Source organism: Paenibacillus xinjiangensis, assembly GCF_059686975.1.
Genome location: NZ_JCAALS010000003.1, coordinates 167,801 through 185,332, shown reverse-complemented (window position 1 = coordinate 185,332; position 17,532 = coordinate 167,801). Strand labels below are relative to the sequence as shown.

Sequence of the window (17,532 nt, the reverse complement as noted above, 5' to 3'; positions counted from 1 at the left end):
CAGGTGCAGACAATAGAAAAAACCATTCGAGAATACACGAATGGTTACGATTCGATACGTTCTCTACGCCAGCATTACCTGGTTCAGATTAACGGTCAGGGACAAAAGGCCCCTATCTCAGCCGGACTACATCCAGCACCCGTACTCCATATAAAGTTAAAATTAACTATAGCGTAAGCCTATGGAATTGGCAACATGATTCTGGAGTGAAGTATAGATGGAACATTCGTTCACAGCAGTCTATCAATGAGATGCCGGTGAAGATGAGTGCGACATTGACAATTATCTTGAGCCGCTGCCTCATTCATCTTCATTGCTTCATCCCAGCCATCCATTGCACTATTTGCCGCGTTTCAAACGAGGACGAAGTCGACTAATACTTAACCAAGTCGCTCCAATTGCCAACAGTCCATATATAATCATGAATTCCTGCCACAGCTTCAGCCATGGCTCCTTCGGTGTATTACCACCGTTGTATACCCCAAGATTATACAATTCATTTGTAACAGAAGGATCTAGAATGCTGTATAACGCTACTGCTGGGTTCCATGCCAGAATATGACCTACCCAGCCATAAGAGCTATTCGACGTTGACGTCATATTATTGTCCATAATGGCATACACAACATAGAAGATAAGCACTGTACCTACGAATAAAAACAGCGTAACGCCATACGTAACGATTACAGAGATCATCGTACGCTTCAGCAGCGTGGAGAACAATATACCGAAGGACCCTAGCACAATCATCATGAATAGATAGAACAAAAAGACGAGCAGCAGCTGCTTAGGTGATATACCTCCATACAAGAACACCATGCTGTATACCGGTATGGTGCTAATAACGATCAATACCATGAACCCAAGCGATGAGACCAGCTTGCTAATAATAATGGTAGTTGAGCTCTGCTGAGTCGTTAGCAGCAAATTCAAGGTCTGCTTCTCCCTCTCCCCGCTAATAACGCCAGCTGTTAAGCCGGGAGCCATGAAGGAAATAAGGCCAAGCTGGGCAAAGCTCAAGAAATAGAATAGAATCCGGCTCTGGTCAGGATTGAAAGCCTGTGCGTTTCCCGAAATGACTTGTGTCAGATAGATAGAGCAGAGAGCCAGCAGACCAATCGCAAATAAATAAAAGAATAACGTCCACATGGAACGTGGTGTCCGCATCCGAAGCCTGAATTCCTTATCCAGTACTGGATTAATCAGCTTGTTCTTCCAACTGCCGATTCCTCTTGCCTCCGCAGTGTTTCTCATGCGAGTCCGTCGCCTCCTTTCGTAATTTCCAAGAAGACATCCTCTAGATTGGTCTGAGCTTCACTGAAGGAGATCAGCTTGAAGCCTGCCGCTAACAGCTGCTGCAGAAGCTCTGCCTGCTCCTCGTCCTGCCCGCCAAAATGAATATGAATCCCATGCTCATCACGCATGATTCGATTCACATAGGGATGATCCTGCAGGAATTGCTCTACCTCATCCTCGCGCTCCAATAGCCTCACATACAAAATCCGCTTCACTCTCATTCTGCTCTGAATATCCGCTACATTGCCCTGCGCTATCATTTGACCATGTTCAATGACGCCAATCTCGTCAACCATCTCCGCCAGCTCAGGCAGAATGTGAGAGGAGATGATGATGGTCTTCCCCATTGCCTTAAGCTCTCGCAATATTTCGCGCATCTCGATTCGGGCACGCGGATCGAGGCCGGATGCAGGCTCATCCAGAATAAGCAGCTCCGGATCATGGACGAGACATCTGGCCAGACAGAGACGCTGCTTCATTCCCCGCGACAACGTATCCACGTAGGCATCACGCTTGTCACTCAAATTAACGAGCTCCAGCAGCTGAGGAATAAGCTGCTCACGCTCTTGCTTGGATATTCCGTAGCTCGCACCGTAGAAATGCATATATTCGATCGTCTTGAATTGATCATAGACCCCGAAGAAATCGGGCATGTAACCGATTCTTTTGCGCACCTCAGCCGGAAATTGCGTAACATCGAAGCCATCTACCTTCGCATAACCGGAGGTTGGAGCCATAAGTGTTGCTAATATCGACATCGTAGTTGACTTCCCCGCTCCATTAGGACCGACGAAGCCGAACACCGTTCCTTTCGGAATCGTCAGATCGATAGACTTCAGAGCATGGAAGGTACCGAATGTCTTCGTCAATCCTTTAATTTCAATCATAGGGACCTCTTGAGGAACGGTCTCTTCAGCGATCAACGTGCTCATTAGGGCTTCACCTTTCCTTCCAGCGCGATCTGAGGCAGCCTGATATCTCCATCCATTGTGGATACCAGCTTCATTTCGATCGTATGGGTACTTTTCACATATTGATTAGCCTGTTCGAGCTTGTCCGTAGCCTGCACCCAATCACCGCTGACAGCACTTCGAATGAACCATGAATAATTGCTATTGTTATAGTTGCTATCATAGAAAATATTCAATGTCTCATACTCAATCTGTTTGTCGTTAGGCAGCACGTACTCAAAGATGAGCTCACCTTGCTGTACATTCATTGTACTATCGCCATAATAATTCAAATTCTGCATCGTATTTTCCTTAACGACAGGTTTAACGAGTCCTGGAGCTATCGCATAATCGTTATCATTCTCTGAATACATGGCGCCAAGCCGCTGTATCCACATCGTTAAGTTGTCTGCCCTTACCTCATCACCGTTCACTTGGAACAAGGATGCATGATCTGTACTGAAGCCTACGACAAGGGGTGCTCGCTGCATCGTGAGCCCATTGTCTTTGTTCGTATAAGCGTCCAGCAATCCACTGTGTCTGCTGTAATCCTCATTATTCCCGCCCTGGAAGTTGGGAAATAGCGAGCTTGAGTAGGAATAGTAGCCTGTACTCTGCTGATTCACAGGTACGGATACCGAATCGCTCTCACCTTGCTTCAGATCATTGAGCCGATAAGCGTTACCGTTCATTAATACAGCAACGCTTGTCATATCTGTATTCGTTGCATTGGTGACGGACAGCTCAATCTTGCCATCACTGCTGTTGTTATACACCACTTCAAAGCTCCCAGTATCCTGTGGAACTGGCACATCATCGAACCACGCTTTGCGAGTAGACCAATAAGGAACAGAACGCCATTGTATAGTCGATTTGTCATTGTCCGATATGACTTGATTGCTGCCATCAAGATTAACCGCACCGCTGCCGCCATCCGTTGCATAGGTTTTCAAGGGCATCCTATCCTCGAATTGCGCTTTCAATGTACCTCCATTCGGTACGAATATAGCGAATGCACCTGTTTTGAAGCCGCCGCCTTGTGAGGAGAGCTCAACGGTCTGCAGGGTATGTGTAGATACGGTCCTTTTATCTGCCGCCCCGAAATAAAAGATCGCAATTCCTGTCACGATAGACAATACGGGTACGAGCCACCATGTCCATTCCCTGCGATCGGTTTTGCGCAGGACCAAATAGAGAATTGGCGCTGCGACCACCATATAACAGATGAATATCACTAATAATAAAGTGAAATTAGGCGGTTTAATGGATGGAAATCTATCGACCAGATAATCCATGTTCCAGAATGATGTATCAGCATTCAAGATTAATCCTGGCTGCAGCGGAATCAAGCTATTCTGCAGCAGCCGTGCGAATATCGCTTCGCTTCCTTTCCATGAAGCAAATGGTTCTAAGGAAGGATCGAATGCAACATATACAACGTTCCCGAGACCAATCTGACGAGTCACGGTAAGCGGAACATTGTCTGCCGACAATCCCGTACTTCCTTCTACAACACTTCCTGTAGAAACGGTGATAGGCTGTTGTGTCTCCAGAGAAACACCTCCGACAGCCTCAAGCTCTTCAGCATTTGCAATGCTTGCTGTGCCGTTAGCCTTGACTGGAGCTATCCCTTCGAAGGCCGCTGCAGTCTTGCTATAGCCTGCACCGCCTGACAGCAGTAGCGTACCTCCTTTTCGAACCCAATTCCCAATCGCATCTACGCGCTGCTCGCTCCAATCCGAAGTAGCTATATCATTAATAACCAACGCATTGAAACTATCCAGCAATTCTGCTTCATTCGGCAGCATCTCTGGCTTAACAGGAACCACAGTAAGATTATAGCCGCGCAAATTAAGCGCTGGCATGAAATTCAATGTATCAGGATCACTGGCAACGACGCCAATCGTATAGCTCTGAGTCGTTGTTGCATTGTCAATATAGGAGCTTCCCTTCACGATATCGATCAGCTCGCCATCTTTGAACGTGCCCTTGTAGAAGCCAATTCGATTGTTATTCTTGTTCAATGGAACACCTGGAATGGCTATCGTCAATTCAACAGCTGTCCCTTTTGGCAGCTCCGCTGGAACGACATAATCCGTCGTATGTCCGCCATAAGACGATACCACCGATAAGAAGGCTTCCCCTATCAGATCCTCGTTCGTCGTGTTCGTTAGCGTCAATCGGACTGGAGTCCATTCGCCTTCCTTCACCGTTCCTTGGTAGCCAACGCTCGTCTGCAGCTCTATCCCCTGCTTGGTATCTGCTTGAGCTGTCCCGTCACTGAAGATCAGAGCTCCAACTAAGCCGGACAATAACATTAATACGACTACACGCTTCATATTCAACAGCATTCGGCTCACCACTTCTAGCCCCTCTCTATCTGATATACTTATCCTTATTTTAACGGATATTCCAATAGAAAGGTTGCGAATTATGTTGCAACCATCAAAAAAACGGATTGCATTGGAATGAGCTCCAAGGCAATCCGCTCTATTTGATTTATTTTATATACGAACAGCCGTACCGCTTACCGCTACCATCAGCATGCCATCACGAATCACTTCATAATCAATATCTATTGCAACAACTGCGTTTGCGCCAATTCTAGACGCCTGCTGCTTCATCTCCTCAAATGCAACGTCGCGCGCTTCCTTCAGCTTGCTCTCATAGGCGCCTGAGCGACCTCCGACAATATCAGTGATGGATGCGAAGAAATCACGAACGACGTTCGCTCCCATTATCGCTTCCCCTGTCACGATTCCTACGTAATCCATAATTGGACGTCCTTCAATGGTTGGTGTAGTCGTAATTAACATATAAGAGCTCCCCCTCGCTTCTTAAGCAGAAACAATAATTTGGTATTAACAGGTAGTACGCTTTGATTCGCTTCTATGTTTCATTTTATTTGGAACCGTCAGCGTTTGCCTCCGAGCTTATCGAATTGTATCCGCTGAACCTGATCAGAGCTCTGATCAACTTGAATAGATACCCTCACCCCGAACTGCTCCTTGCCCTCGCGAAGCCATAGCACAAAGCGCTCCTCTACGACGTGACCCTTTTGCGGAAAATGACCCTCGTATTTGTAATCCACAATATCCGCTTTATATTTCTTAGCAGTCTCCTGCATAGCCAGCTTGCCATATTTGGCATAGGCCGGCTCCTGCGCTTGAGCAGCTTGAGCTGTATGAAAGCCTGTCAGGCTTCCGAATACGATTAAAGCTGTTAATACCATCCCTATTATTCCTATGCGCATCCCTACATACGCCACCTTCCTATCAGTCATTACCAATAGGTTGGCCTCATGATGCAATAGCTATTCATTATTCATTGCCTACAGGTTTCAGCAGTGGAGAATACATCATCAACGCCTCGTTGCTGGTTATGTATTCATCCATCACACATTCTCTAGCGGAATTCAGCTTGCGTCTATGTATCGTATTATTGCGCACATAGCCTCCCCAGTGCCCCAAGGTTATTCGATGATCCTTCTCGTACACCTCATATTGATGTAGAGGAGGATGGGAACAGCGCCACTGGCCTACCAGGTGCTCATCTGTCAATTGGATCGACAGTTGATAGGTTGCTGTGGTTGAATTGTGAATTTGCAGATCCAGATAATTATACGCACAGGTAGCCCCGCTCCCGAATGGCTGAGTGCGGCCTGAATCGGGAAAAACATCGTAGCTGTGGCGATGACGCTCAGTCACAACTAGCGGCGTGTGCAGCGTCATCCAATAAATCAGATTAGACATCTGACATAACCCTCCTCCGACTCCAGTCTTGTAAGCGCCATAGAACAGCACCATGCCATCTACATAGCCCTTTCCCCGTGTCGGCTTACCGATTGTTTGCCAATAAGAGAACGTCTCTCCAGGCTGAAGCAGCAGGCCATCTAATTGACTTGCAGCAATACGCAAATTAACTATTTTATTCGTCTGCAGCCACATGTCTACATTGCGCAGCTGTCTCAGTAAAGGCGTACTGTGCTGGAAGGCTGTATGCGGAAGCAATTCTTCAGATTTTGCCTTCGCCATACGTTTATTTGCTGATATCCATTGGACATACCTTTTAGTCTTAAACCACCATCTGCCCACCGTCAATCTAGCTCTTGATCGTTTAATCGGACGTTGCTGCAGCATTCCCATACACATAACCTCCCTTTTATCATCCTTCTGAATACAATAACGATTCCGATCCGCGCAATGTTGCTAGCCTTCCTAACGACAAAAAAAGGGTGGAACTAATGGTTTGCACCACTTGCTCCACCCATTCTTCTATATCCTTGTGTTATTCAGCAACACGAGGCTTTTTCTTGCGATTCAAGAACTCATAGACGACTGGAACAATAATAAGCGTCAGCAGCGTCGAGCTGATCAGACCGCCAATTACGGTAATCGCCATACCTTTGGAGATTAGTCCACCTGACTCGAAGCCAAGTGCAAGCGGCAGAAGTGCGCCGACAGTTGCAATTGCCGTCATCAGAATTGGACGAAGCCTTGTTCCGGCTGCTTCAAGAAGCGCCTCACGTACAGAGAGACCTTCTCTCTCTTTGTGAATAACCCTGTCGACCAATACGATCGCATTCGTAACCACGATACCTATCAGCATCAATGCTCCGATCAATGCAGTCACACTTATCGTCTCGCCTGCGATCCATAGGCCTACTAGCGCTCCGATAATGGTGAACGGAAGTGAGAACAGAATTGCGAATGGTGTCCATGCTCCACCGAATGTAATAACAAGTACTAGATATACAACTGCAATAGCTGCAAGTATCGCTAATCCAAGCTGTGTGAAGGACTCATTAATTTGCTCTGTTACGCCGCCCATATCAATCGAGATACCTGCGGGAAGATCCATTCCATCGATCATCGTCTGCAGGTCCGCAGATACGGTTCCTACATCGGAGGATGTTACATCAGCGGAAACCTCCGCATAGATACGGTCATTATTTCTCGTGATCGTATTCGGGGATTCTCCTTCTTCAATCGTAACTACATCCTTCAGTGATACTTCAGCGCCAAGTGGAGACATGAGCTTCACATTCTCCAGATCCGCTTTGGTTGTGTATGTGGTCTGTTCTACCTTCACGTACACATTAAGCTCTTCGCCATCTTTCTCAATCGTCGTTAACACAGGATTCTCGCGAACGGGGCTCAGTGCCATCGCAACCTGTCCGGCTGTAAGTCCCAGCTTGCTGAGCTTCTCTTGATCAGCAACGATTTTGTATTGCTCATACGTAGTAGATAAGCTTGTATCTACGTTAGATAGGTTTTTGTTCTCTACCAATCTGTTTTTAAGATCCTCTACTACTGGCTGAAGAGCTTGCATATCAGGGCCGTAGACGAGCAGAGATACTCCTGATCCGCCCAAGCCTCCGCCTGTGAAGTCCTGCTGCTTCCATTCACCAGTACCACCAAGTCCTTGCAGGGTTTCAACAACCTTATCCTTCTCTTCTGTGAAGCCTTTGTAATCCTCTTCATAGACGATATTGAACAACGCTTGCTTAGAAGCTCCGGGGCTCATTGGATTGGAACCGCCAACTGAATATTGAACAATGCTTATACCTTCACGAGACATAACTGCTTTCTCTGCTTCCAGTGCCATTGCTTCTACCTGCTCCAAAGTCTCGCCTGGAGTAGGGTTATAAGTAACAATCATAGACTTCTCTTCACCGCTGTCGATGAAGCTGACACCAATAACCGGTACTAGGAATAAGCTTCCTACGAGCAGAACAACAGAGATGCCTAGGGCAACTGCTTTATGGCCCAATGACCAATTAAGCACGCCTTGGTACCATTTCGCCAATCTGCTTGGCTTCTCTTCATGCTGTTTGCCAGCTTTGATCCCGTTACGGAACATCATGTGCGCAAGCATTGGTACGACTGTAATCGCAACAAGAAGTGATGCAAGCAGTGCGAAGACAATCGTCAATGCGAACGGCAGGAAGATTTCCCCGATCATACCTGATACAAGACCAAGCGGCAAGAATACAGCAATCGTAACGATGGTAGATGCCAGAATCGGAACGAACATCTCGCGTGTTGCATCCAGCATCAGCTCTTTGCCTTTGAGCTTCTCGCCCGGAAGCGCCATACGTCTGTATATATTCTCGATAACGACAATCGAGTCATCAATTACCCGACCGATCGCAACTGTCATGGCCCCTAGTGTCATAACGTTCAGCGTTACATCGAATTGACTTAAGGCAAGCAGTGCCATCAAGATTGAGAGCGGAATCGATACGACAGCAATAATTGTGGAACGAATATTGCGCAGGAAGATTAAGATAATGAATACGGCGAAGATAGCACCGATAACCGCTTTGCTAATCATCGTTTCTACCGATTCTTCAATGGGTTTACCTTGGTCCAGAGTCGTTACGATGCTAAGTCCATCGTTGTCCTCCTCCAGCTGCTTCATCTCATCCTTCACGGAATTAACCACGTCAACCGTATTCGCATCAGCTGCTTTTACGATCGAAATACCAATGGAATCTTTACCATTCGTACGGGATACGGAATCGGCTTTGCCGATGACTTCAAGACTTGCTACTTCACTAAGCTTAACCGTAGGAAGCCCAATATTGGCGCCTACACCAGCACTAGGTGCTGCTGCTCCGCCTGCAGCTTGCTGACCCGCTGCACCTGCACCTGCACCTGCACCTGCACCTACACCTACGGGAGTATAAGGGATTTCAATGTTGTTCAAATCTTCTTCGGTTGTTATGTTTCCGTCAACGAGAAGTGTCTTCTCGGAATCGCCGAATTCAAATACTCCAAGTGGAACGTTTAGAGCTGAACCCTGAATAATACCTTTGACCGTATCTTCAGTAAGCCCGTATTTAGCCATTTCTTCCGGATTGAAAGTAAGCTGTGCTTCCTTCACATTCTGCCCCGAAATCTGAACGCTGGCTACACCCTCTACTCCTTCGAACATAGGAAGAATATTCATTTCAACTTCTTTCGTTAACTGCTCGAGGTCCAGATTGTCGTTGGATACACTAAGCGACATGACTGGGAAAGCGTTCAAGCTGATTCGTGATACGGAAGGGTCCTGCACGCCTTCTGGCAGGGACAGATCGGACAGAATCTCCTTCACTTCTGCAGCTGCAGCCTCCATATCTGTCTCATAGCTATATTCAATAACGATGGATGAAGCATTCTCGTAAGAGGTTGAAGTAACGGAATTCACGCCATTGAGGTTACGTGTCCGCTGCTCGATAGGCTTCGACACCTTCTCCATCACCTCTTCAGGCGCAGCACCTGGATAAACCGTCGTTACACTTACAATTGGTACCGTAATGTCAGGCAATGTTTCCATTTTCATGTTCAAGCCGGAATAAAGACCCGCAAATAAAACGAGAAGCGTAAGTATCCATAGAGCAAATTTGTTATTCAAAGAAAACTTTATAATACTTTTCATTGTTCCACTCCTTAAGGTTTTGCGTAGCAAAACCAGCATCGTAAGCATTCTCTATAAGGTTTTGCTCAGCAAAACCACTTTTTAAGCCTTTTTTTACACTTTAAATCTGTAGCCTACGCCCCATATTGTCTCAATGTACTGAGGGTTGGAAGGGTCATGCTCAATCTTCTCCCGAAGCCTTCGAATATGGACGGTAACGGTAGCGATATCGCCAACGGAGTCGTAGCCCCAGACACGCTCGAACAGCTCTTCCTTCTCAAACACTCGATTGGGATGAGATGCGAGCAGCAGCAGCACATCGAATTCCTTCGCTGTTAGCATCGCCTCCTGCTCATTAATGGTGACCCGCCGGGAAGGCTTGTCTATGATCAGACCACGAATATGAACTTGATCCTGGTGTTTGTCTTTATCACCGGTCAATCTATCATAACGGGACAAGTGAGCCTTGACTCTCGCGACTAGCTCACTTGGACTAAAGGGCTTGGTCATATAATCATCTGCTCCAAGTCCCAGTCCCCTAATCTTATCAATATCTTCCTTCTTGGCTGTTACCATGAGAATAGGAATGTCCTTCACTTGTCTGATTTGCCGGCATATCTCGAATCCATCCATTCGTGGCAGCATCAAATCTAGAATAATAAGGTCAAATGGTTCTTCCAGCGCTTTCTGAAGACCGATGTCTCCCCTCCCTTCAATCTGAACTGAGAAGCCGTGACTCTCGAGATAATCACGTTCTAGCTCTGCAATAGCTCGTTCATCTTCAATTATGAATATCTTCTTCATGCTCACTCACCATCTTTGACGGCACTGGAACCGATACCGGTAATGTAAGGAAGAATCTCAGTCCAATCGTTCCCCGGTTCTCTGCCCACACTCGGCCGCCGTGCCCTTCTATTATTTGCTTCACAATAGCTAGGCCTAAGCCGCTGCCTCCTGTTTCGGAATTCCGAGACTGCTCTGCTCTGTAGAATCCATCGAATATATACGGCAGGTCAACCTCTTCAATACCGGGTCCAGTATCCTCTAAGATGACAATGGCTTGTTGCTTCTGCTCGGCTATCGTGATGGTGATCTTGTTGCCTTCGCTACTGCGATGTTGGCCCATATACTTGACACTATTGTTCAAAATATTCGTCAACACCCTGCTTATCTTCTCGGAATCCGCAGCAACAAGCAAAGGTGTCTGAGAAGCCTCCCACTCCGGAATCACCAAGGTGATCCCCTCTTTTTCCATCTCAAATATCTGTTCCTCCATGAAATGATGCACGTATCTTCGCAAGTCAATGACCTTGAAGTCAAATGCCACTTTATGCAAATCCAGCTTGGAGAATAAGAACAGTTCATCGATTAATCTGTCCATATCCGTTGCCTTGCGATAAATCGTACTCATATACCTCTCCCGCTTTTCTTCTGTATTGGCAATACCGTCAATAATGCCTTCTACATAGCCTTTGATCGCGGAGATCGGTGTTTTCAAGTCATGAGAGATGTGGGACAGCAGCATTTTGCGATTGTCTTCATACTGCAAGCTCTGATCAATGGACTGCTTCAGCCTGACCCTCATCTCTTCAAAAGCGACACTTAATTGGCTCAGCTCCCCTGTCGCCTTGACCTTGACGGGATGTGTCAAATCGCCTTCCTTCATATACAAAGCCGCTTTCTTCAACGATTGTATAGGAGAAATAATACTTCTAGAAACGAAGTAGGACAGCAGTAGACTCGTTAAGCCAATGATAACCAGCACACCTAGCAGGAATATGGGCTTCCAATACACTGGTATAACATCTATACGGAGAAGCAGCAGCGCTTGGCCCTCGGTCCCGTCAGCATACTTGAACACCATCACATTCGTCTGGAACCTATACTGGTTATAAGTTACCTTTGTAGGCGCTGTTCCCAACATCTCAAGCCAATCCTCATCATTCGAAATGTGCTCCAGATAGGAGGAAACTACCTGAATCTGACCATTCTTGATCAAAACAAAGCCTGCATTCGCCTTGGACATTTCCGTTTCAATCTTCTCCAGATACTCAGGCTGCTCGATTTGTGCTGGATCGTTGTGAAGCACATAATCTAATCCCCCAGCGACAAAAGCCTGACGATACCCGATGTTGCCTTCCTCATCGAAATACTTTCTTACATCCTCTGTACCCACTGAATGAATAATGAGGAGCATAAGTGCACTTATCGCAATGAAAGGGACGACTACCATCGTAAGAAAAGATAAATACAGCTTTCTTCTAATGGACAACAGCATCACGCCTTAATCCTATAATTCATTTACTCTAGGTTTTATCATAAACGGTAAATATAAACGGAGATTAAACCAATTCTTACAAATATATTAACAGATGCAAAAAGTCTTAAATTTACTATTGTGTTCGCGGAACCTCTATTCCTTATAAAAAAAGCCGGCCATAGGGCGGCCGGCCGTTGAACGATTTGCAGCTCCAGCCTGATAAGCTTGGCGAAGCGGCAAGCAAATGATTTATTCCCATAGCACATTTCATTATTGTACACGGCATTTCCGTACTCTTGTATGTAAGTAAGATTAATGTATGGTTCCAATCTTCGTAAGTGGCCAGATGCGGAATACAACCTTGCCTTCGATGCTTTTCATGGAAATCGGCCCTAAAGCCCGGCTATCCTGACTATGCTCGCGATTGTCTCCCATCACGAACAGCTGTCCTTCTTGCACAGTAAGCGGGAATGCTGTCCCTGACGAGTAGGTATCACCTTTGGCATAAGGCTCAATCAGGAGCTGATCGTTCAGATAAACATCTCCCTCTCGCACATCAATGACATCACCCGGCACGCCGATGACTCGTTTCACCAGCCTGACTGCACTTTCCGGTCCATTAATAATGACAACATCTCCATGCTCTGGCTGAGTGAAGCGATACGACCATTTGTCCTCGATCAGCCTTTGTCCAGCAACAAGCGTATTTTGCATCGAGATGTTCTGAACTTCAGATTGTGCGTACACGTAATTCTGGAACAGCATCGCAATGATGATGGCAGTTAGCAGGGATAATACCCATTCGCGCAGTTCCTTCTTCCATGTTCTTGGCCTGGAATTTTGTCCGCTCAACAAGCAGCACCCCTAGCACTGAAATAGAAATCTTTAACAATTCCATCCCTATATACGTGTCGAGCCTGTAAAAGGTTTCTTCCGCTTATCAATTAAGGAGTGACACGGTGGAATACGTTGTATAAAGTATATTGGAAAGGGGGCTTATACATGACGGCAAGATCTCATCTTCAGCGAATGTTATTTGTATGGATCACAATTATGTTCTGGGTTTCCATGTATGTATATGTGCCGATTCTGCCGCAGCACTTGAGCGCGAGCGGACTGTCTTTGCAGCTTATAGGAATCGTGCTCGGCAGCTACGGCTTCGTACAAATGCTAATTCGCTTCCCCATCGGCATGCTGTCCGATCGCCTCGGCAAACGGAAGCTTTTTATTATGATAGGTATGGTAAGCGCTTGTATCAGCTGCCTTCTCTTCCTCATGCCAGGACATTGGTTCTGGCCGCTCGGAGGAAGGGCGATGGCAGGCATATGCGCATCGACATGGGTTGCTTTTACGGTGATGTATGCGCAATTTTTTGAAGCTGAGGATGCACCGAAGGCGATGGGCAATATAAGCGTAATGATCGTTACTGGGCAAATGCTCGGCATGCTGATCAGCGGCTGGGCTGTTGAAACGTTAGGAGCATCCGCACCATTCGTGCTGGGCGCTGTTATTGCTGCCTCGGGCTTCCTGCTCTCATTGCTGCTAAAGGAATCGACTGGAGCAGGACAGGAACGCAGCGGCATTTCTTTTGCCCGAATTAGGGATGTTCTCCGGACGCGGCTGCTGCTTCGAGTATCACTGCTATCTGTGCTGGCGCATGGCATTCTATTCATTACGATGTTCGGCTTCACACCTCTTAAGGCAGAAGCGCTGGGAGCCAGCGGCTTTGAGCTGACTTTGCTGGTGCTCGCGTTCATGCTGCCGCATGCCGTTGCCTCTCATTTCACCGCACGCCTATTCGCACCCCGCTACGGCAATTGGGGTACGATCGGCATCGGCTTCCTGCTCAGCACATTGTGTACTGTTGCCCTGTGCTACGTGTCCTCATTCGGAGTCCTGCTAGCCACACAAGCCGTTAACGGGTTCGCACAAGGCCTTCATATTCCCCTCCTGCTGGGTCTTGCCATTAGAGACGTGGAGATTCAAGGCAGGGCAACTGCCATGGGCTTATACCAAGCCGTATATGCGGTTGGCATGTTCTCCGGTCCCTTCCTTGCTGGCTGGCTGAATGATAGCTGGGGGCTGAATAGCGGCTTCGCCTTCGGCGGTGCCTTAGGCGCTATCGCTCTAGCGCTCTGCTCTGTCTGGCATAGAAGCGACAGCAGGCAGCATCTCATTTCTACGAATCAAACGTTGGCCAAATAATAGAGGAAAGCTGCGGCTAGCCCCGCAACAAGGACAATCAGACCGTCGGTTAGACTGAACCTCAGCGTGAACCCTCTTGTTGGCTTAACGCCTGCTTGCCCAATTCCCCTCGCCTCGAGCGCATCGGCCATATGCTCCGCTAGTCTTAACATCGACCGGACGTAAGGAATAACGGCGGACATAATCATCGATAACGGTACGGAGCCTGTTGCTGTAGAGGCTTTGCCTCTCGCATGGGCGATCTTGGCGAAGCGCTCCCACTCTCCCGCCAGCAGTGGAATGAAGCGGAATATTAAGGTTATTGTCAGCGCGAAGGATGTGACAGGAACGCCGAAGCGGCTCATCCAGCCGAAGGTCTGCTCGAGTGACCGCTGCACGCGCAGCGGCGTCATCAGGGCGATCAGCGGCATGCCTAGGAGCATGGCCAGCAAGAGACCGCTGAAGCGGAATATCGTCGTCATCGCCTTGTCCCATTCGAACAAGAGCGGCATGAGCTGAATGCCGGCGATGAAGGCGATGACGGCAAGCATAATGATGTAGGCCCGGATCGCTCTGATCCAGGGCCTTATTTGTGCTCGCAGCGGGAATAATACCGCTGCAGTAATAGCAGCGGCGGCGGCAAGCCCCGCCCAGCTGCCTTGGAGCAGTACCGCGGATGCAAGCAGCAGGTACGCGATAATGAGCGCTCGCGGGTCAAACCGCGTAGCGAGGCGGTTCTGCGGCGGCGCGGCGATGTCTTCGCGCCGCGCGGGTGGGCCTTGCGGCGCCAGCGCAGCTGCCGGCGCCGCCGGGCCGGCCGGCTCGCGCACGGCCGGCCGCTGCTGCTGCGCAGCAGCAGCGAGCGCCGCCGCGAGCGCCTGCGGCGGCGGCCAAGGCGCCCCAGCGCCGCCGCTATGCGCGGGCGCTGGCAGCGCATAGCCCGCGGCGCGCAGCTCCGCGAGCGCCCGCTGCGCCTGCGGCGCGGCGGCACCCTGTGCGTGCGCCAGCGCCCACGCTGCCGCGGGAGCCGCTTCGCGGACCGAGCCGCCGGAGAGCACGACGACCTCGTCCGCGAGCGGCAGCAGCGCATCGAGATCGTGCGTTGCCACGATCGCTCCGCGCCCCGCCTTCCTGAGCGCAGATAGCACCGCGCACAGTCGGCGAATGCCATCGGCATCGAGCCCTGCCGATGGTTCATCCAGCAGCAGCCATTGCGGCTGGCATGCTAGCAAGCAGCCCAGCGACAGCCGGCGCTGCTGCCCGCCGCTGAGCGTCCAAGGATCGCGTGCCAGCAGCTCCTCTGGCAGCCCAACAGCATCCATCGCCTCAATGATTCGGCGATCCTGCTCCGCTTTGTCCAGCTTATAGGCCTTCAGCGAATAATAGAATTCATCCTTCACTGTCGCTGAGAACCACTGCGACTCGGACTGCTGAAGCGATATACCAGTCTGCATGAGAACGGAACGGTCTAACGTCTTCCTCCGGCCTTTCCTGCTTACCCACAATGCTTGATCTCCTAGCCTAATTCGACCGCTTGCTAACGGACGAAGACCTGCCATCGTCTCCAGCAGCGTCGACTTCCCAGAGCCATTGCTTCCCAGAAGCAGTGTGATCTTCCCCTCATTGAACGTCAAATCCGTCGATTCCAGTATCCTTCGACTCTTCTCTCCGGATGCAGCAACCTCAACGCCTTCCAGCTGCCAATTCCCGTTCATACCGGCTGCACCGCCTTAATGAGCATTTCCGGCGTCATTGGAAGCTGTTCGAACCGCATGCCCAAGCGTTCAAGCTCCCATGCAGTCTGAACCACATAAGGGGCTTCCAGACCAAGTCTTTCACATATACTTGCGCTGCCCCTCATATCCCTATATCCCTGTTCAACCTGTCCATTTCTTTGCTTACCATGTCCATTCACACGCAGCTCATCTCTTTGCTCAATCTGTCCATTTATATACGTTTCTTCTATCTGCTCACCATGTTCCCTTCGAGCATAGAATAGCTCAGCAGCGCCATCATATACGATAGCTCCCCGCTCCATAGCGACAACTCGATCACTGGGCAATAGCTCCTCCAGCTTCTGAGTAATCCAGATGACGGTGACGCCCGATTGGTGCAGCTTACGCACGATTTCCAGAACGGCCATAGCGGCTTCCGGGTCCAGCATCGCCGTAGGCTCATCTAGTACAAGCATCGGTGCTTCTACTGCTAGGCAGCCTGCTATTGCTGTCAACTGCTTCTGGCCGCCAGACAGCGTACCTACTGCTTGATGCGCTCTTGCCAGCATCCCCGTACGGTTTAGGGCATGCGCTGCAAGCGATGGAATAAGACTGCTTTCTACCTCATGCTGCTCCAGCATTAGAATAATGTCTTCCCACGGAGTAGCTCCTACCATGGATGCATCCGGCTGCTGCATGACGATCGGAACCTCATTCGCACGCTTTTTGGCATCCGTTCTTCTATCCACAATTCCGCTGACCTCTCCGACATGGAAGCCCGCTAGTACCTTTGCGAGTGTACTCTTCCCGCTTCCGTTGCGGCCAATTAGCGTAATCCATTCGCCTTCCTCGATACGGATATGTATATCCTTCACCATATAAGGTAAATCGGTTCTATCCTCATATACCTGCGGCTTCACAGACAAATCTATCAATTCAATCATTAATTTCCCCAAAAATATTTCACCCAACCTCTTCCCCAAAGCTAAAAGCTATGCTAAAATTCGATTTGTTAACCAATATTAAATATAAATGGTTAACATACATATTGCAATTGCAAGATGAAACTTAAAGGAGAAGATGAATAACATGACCCGCAGCAATAATATCCGCAGTATCGTATTTATCGCCTTATTCGCAGCTTTGTTTATTGTGATGAGCTCGATCCAGATCAAGATTGGTCTTCCTGTACCCATCACGCTGCAGACTCTGGCTGTTACATTGGCAGGCGCCTTTCTAGGTCCGCGCAATGGCTTCCTCGCGATCTTCATCGTCATTTTACTAACGGCTACTGGACTGCCACTTCTGAATGGTCAGGGAGGCTTTGCTACGCTAACCGGAGCGACAGGCGGCTTTATATGGGCCTTCCCATTCTGCGCTCTGCTCATTGGCTTTGCCACACGCACCGCCTTGCTAAGCCCTCTGCTGCACAAGAACCGGACCCTATCGATCATCGTCTTGTTCGTTATTTTTGAGCTATTCGGTTCCTTCTTCGCCTATGTTCCTGGTATTCCATGGCTCATGCATGTAACGGGCTGGTCATTCACCAAAGCAATGGTTAACGGCTGCTATCCCTTCCTTGCAGGCGATGCGATCAAATCTGCTATTGCCGTATTATTAACGCTCTCTCTCAAACCTTACATTCTCCGCATCCAATCGTCAATGAAGACAGCAGACAAAGCTCCTTCTGCCCCAACTACAATCGTATAACGACAAACAGCAG

Annotated in this window: 14 protein-coding genes; 2 read left to right on the top strand and 12 right to left on the bottom strand. The window is 48.7% G+C overall.

Going from position 1 to position 17,532, the window contains the following annotated elements:
• Nucleotides 1-339: 339 nt before the first annotated feature.
• The 10 genes from AC6ESP_RS04845 to lepB all read right to left on the bottom strand — a co-directional run bounded on the left by AC6ESP_RS04845 (nt 340) and on the right by lepB (nt 12,762).
• The gene (locus AC6ESP_RS04845) at nt 340-1,254 is read right to left on the bottom strand and encodes an ABC transporter permease (RefSeq protein WP_497095549.1); all 915 of its coding nucleotides are present in this window, start codon (nt 1,252-1,254) and stop codon (nt 340-342) included.
• Complete coding sequence (locus tag AC6ESP_RS04840; protein ID WP_497095629.1) at nt 1,251-2,183, bottom strand: ABC transporter ATP-binding protein; 933 nt, start codon at nt 2,181-2,183, stop codon at nt 1,251-1,253. Before AC6ESP_RS04840 ends, AC6ESP_RS04845 begins: the two co-directional genes overlap by 4 nt.
• Before the next feature lie 44 nt (nt 2,184-2,227).
• On the bottom strand, nt 2,228-4,597 hold the full coding sequence (locus tag AC6ESP_RS04835) for a DUF8725 domain-containing protein (protein WP_497095628.1): 2,370 nt from the start codon (nt 4,595-4,597) through the stop codon (nt 2,228-2,230).
• A 153-nt stretch (nt 4,598-4,750) separates the two neighbouring features.
• On the bottom strand, nt 4,751-5,062 hold the full coding sequence (locus AC6ESP_RS04830; RefSeq protein ID WP_497095548.1) for a YbjQ family protein: 312 nt from the start codon (nt 5,060-5,062) through the stop codon (nt 4,751-4,753).
• Between the two features lie 98 nt (nt 5,063-5,160).
• Nucleotides 5,161-5,499 (bottom strand): DUF3889 domain-containing protein, encoded by a 339-nt coding sequence (locus tag AC6ESP_RS04825; RefSeq protein ID WP_497095547.1) that lies wholly within the window; start codon nt 5,497-5,499, stop codon nt 5,161-5,163.
• A 67-nt stretch (nt 5,500-5,566) separates the two neighbouring features.
• Nucleotides 5,567-6,391: a VanW family protein gene (locus AC6ESP_RS04820; protein ID WP_497095546.1), complete on the bottom strand. Its 825-nt coding sequence runs from the start codon at nt 6,389-6,391 to the stop codon at nt 5,567-5,569.
• A 142-nt stretch (nt 6,392-6,533) separates the two neighbouring features.
• Nucleotides 6,534-9,671, bottom strand: coding sequence for an efflux RND transporter permease subunit (locus tag AC6ESP_RS04815; protein WP_497095545.1), 3,138 nt, complete (start codon nt 9,669-9,671; stop codon nt 6,534-6,536).
• Nucleotides 9,672-9,764: 93 nt separating this feature from the next.
• Nucleotides 9,765-10,454 carry a response regulator transcription factor gene (locus tag AC6ESP_RS04810; protein WP_497095544.1) on the bottom strand — a complete coding sequence of 230 codons (690 nt, stop codon included), beginning with the start codon at nt 10,452-10,454 and terminating at the stop codon, nt 9,765-9,767.
• Nucleotides 10,432-11,922, bottom strand: coding sequence for a sensor histidine kinase (locus AC6ESP_RS04805; RefSeq protein ID WP_497095543.1), 1,491 nt, complete (start codon nt 11,920-11,922; stop codon nt 10,432-10,434). The genes AC6ESP_RS04810 and AC6ESP_RS04805 overlap by 23 nt, the downstream gene beginning before the upstream one ends.
• A gap of 300 nt (nt 11,923-12,222) precedes the next feature.
• The gene (gene lepB / locus AC6ESP_RS04800; protein WP_497095542.1) at nt 12,223-12,762 is read right to left on the bottom strand and encodes a signal peptidase I; all 540 of its coding nucleotides are present in this window, start codon (nt 12,760-12,762) and stop codon (nt 12,223-12,225) included.
• Between the two features lie 150 nt (nt 12,763-12,912).
• Here lepB and AC6ESP_RS04795 point away from each other — a divergent pair, with 150 nt between their 5' ends.
• Nucleotides 12,913-14,115, top strand: coding sequence for an MFS transporter (locus AC6ESP_RS04795; RefSeq protein ID WP_497095541.1), 1,203 nt, complete (start codon nt 12,913-12,915; stop codon nt 14,113-14,115).
• Here AC6ESP_RS04795 and AC6ESP_RS04790 read toward each other — a convergent pair.
• Both AC6ESP_RS04790 and AC6ESP_RS04785 read right to left on the bottom strand, forming a co-directional pair.
• Nucleotides 14,097-15,809, bottom strand: a complete 1,713-nt coding sequence (locus AC6ESP_RS04790; RefSeq protein ID WP_497095540.1) for an ATP-binding cassette domain-containing protein — start codon at nt 15,807-15,809, stop codon at nt 14,097-14,099. The genes AC6ESP_RS04795 and AC6ESP_RS04790 overlap by 19 nt on opposite strands.
• Complete coding sequence (locus tag AC6ESP_RS04785; RefSeq protein ID WP_497095539.1) at nt 15,806-16,753, bottom strand: energy-coupling factor ABC transporter ATP-binding protein; 948 nt, start codon at nt 16,751-16,753, stop codon at nt 15,806-15,808. The genes AC6ESP_RS04790 and AC6ESP_RS04785 overlap by 4 nt, the downstream gene beginning before the upstream one ends.
• Before the next feature lie 145 nt (nt 16,754-16,898).
• Between AC6ESP_RS04785 and AC6ESP_RS04780 the strand changes: the two genes are divergently transcribed.
• On the top strand, nt 16,899-17,519 hold the full coding sequence (locus AC6ESP_RS04780; RefSeq protein WP_497095538.1) for a biotin transporter BioY: 621 nt from the start codon (nt 16,899-16,901) through the stop codon (nt 17,517-17,519).
• The last annotated feature ends 13 nt before the right edge of the window (nt 17,520-17,532 follow it).

What these genes read in the sequence shown, in the direction of transcription:
- AC6ESP_RS04780 (WP_497095538.1), top strand. Translation starts at nt 16,899, where the DNA reads ATGACCCGCAGCAATAATATCCGCAGTATCGTATTTATCGCCTTATTC.
- AC6ESP_RS04840 (WP_497095629.1), bottom strand. Translation starts at nt 2,183, where the DNA reads ATGATTGAAATTAAAGGATTGACGAAGACATTCGGTACCTTCCATGCT.
- AC6ESP_RS04795 (WP_497095541.1), top strand. Translation starts at nt 12,913, where the DNA reads ATGACGGCAAGATCTCATCTTCAGCGAATGTTATTTGTATGGATCACA.
- AC6ESP_RS04815 (WP_497095545.1), bottom strand. Translation starts at nt 9,671, where the DNA reads ATGAAAAGTATTATAAAGTTTTCTTTGAATAACAAATTTGCTCTATGG.
- AC6ESP_RS04820 (WP_497095546.1), bottom strand. Translation starts at nt 6,391, where the DNA reads ATGGGAATGCTGCAGCAACGTCCGATTAAACGATCAAGAGCTAGATTG.
- AC6ESP_RS04790 (WP_497095540.1), bottom strand. Translation starts at nt 15,809, where the DNA reads ATGAACGGGAATTGGCAGCTGGAAGGCGTTGAGGTTGCTGCATCCGGA.
- AC6ESP_RS04845 (WP_497095549.1), bottom strand. Translation starts at nt 1,254, where the DNA reads ATGAGAAACACTGCGGAGGCAAGAGGAATCGGCAGTTGGAAGAACAAG.
- AC6ESP_RS04825 (WP_497095547.1), bottom strand. Translation starts at nt 5,499, where the DNA reads ATGCGCATAGGAATAATAGGGATGGTATTAACAGCTTTAATCGTATTC.
- AC6ESP_RS04830 (WP_497095548.1), bottom strand. Translation starts at nt 5,062, where the DNA reads ATGTTAATTACGACTACACCAACCATTGAAGGACGTCCAATTATGGAT.
- AC6ESP_RS04785 (WP_497095539.1), bottom strand. Translation starts at nt 16,753, where the DNA reads ATGATTGAATTGATAGATTTGTCTGTGAAGCCGCAGGTATATGAGGAT.
- AC6ESP_RS04835 (WP_497095628.1), bottom strand. Translation starts at nt 4,597, where the DNA reads ATGCTGTTGAATATGAAGCGTGTAGTCGTATTAATGTTATTGTCCGGC.
- AC6ESP_RS04810 (WP_497095544.1), bottom strand. Translation starts at nt 10,454, where the DNA reads ATGAAGAAGATATTCATAATTGAAGATGAACGAGCTATTGCAGAGCTA.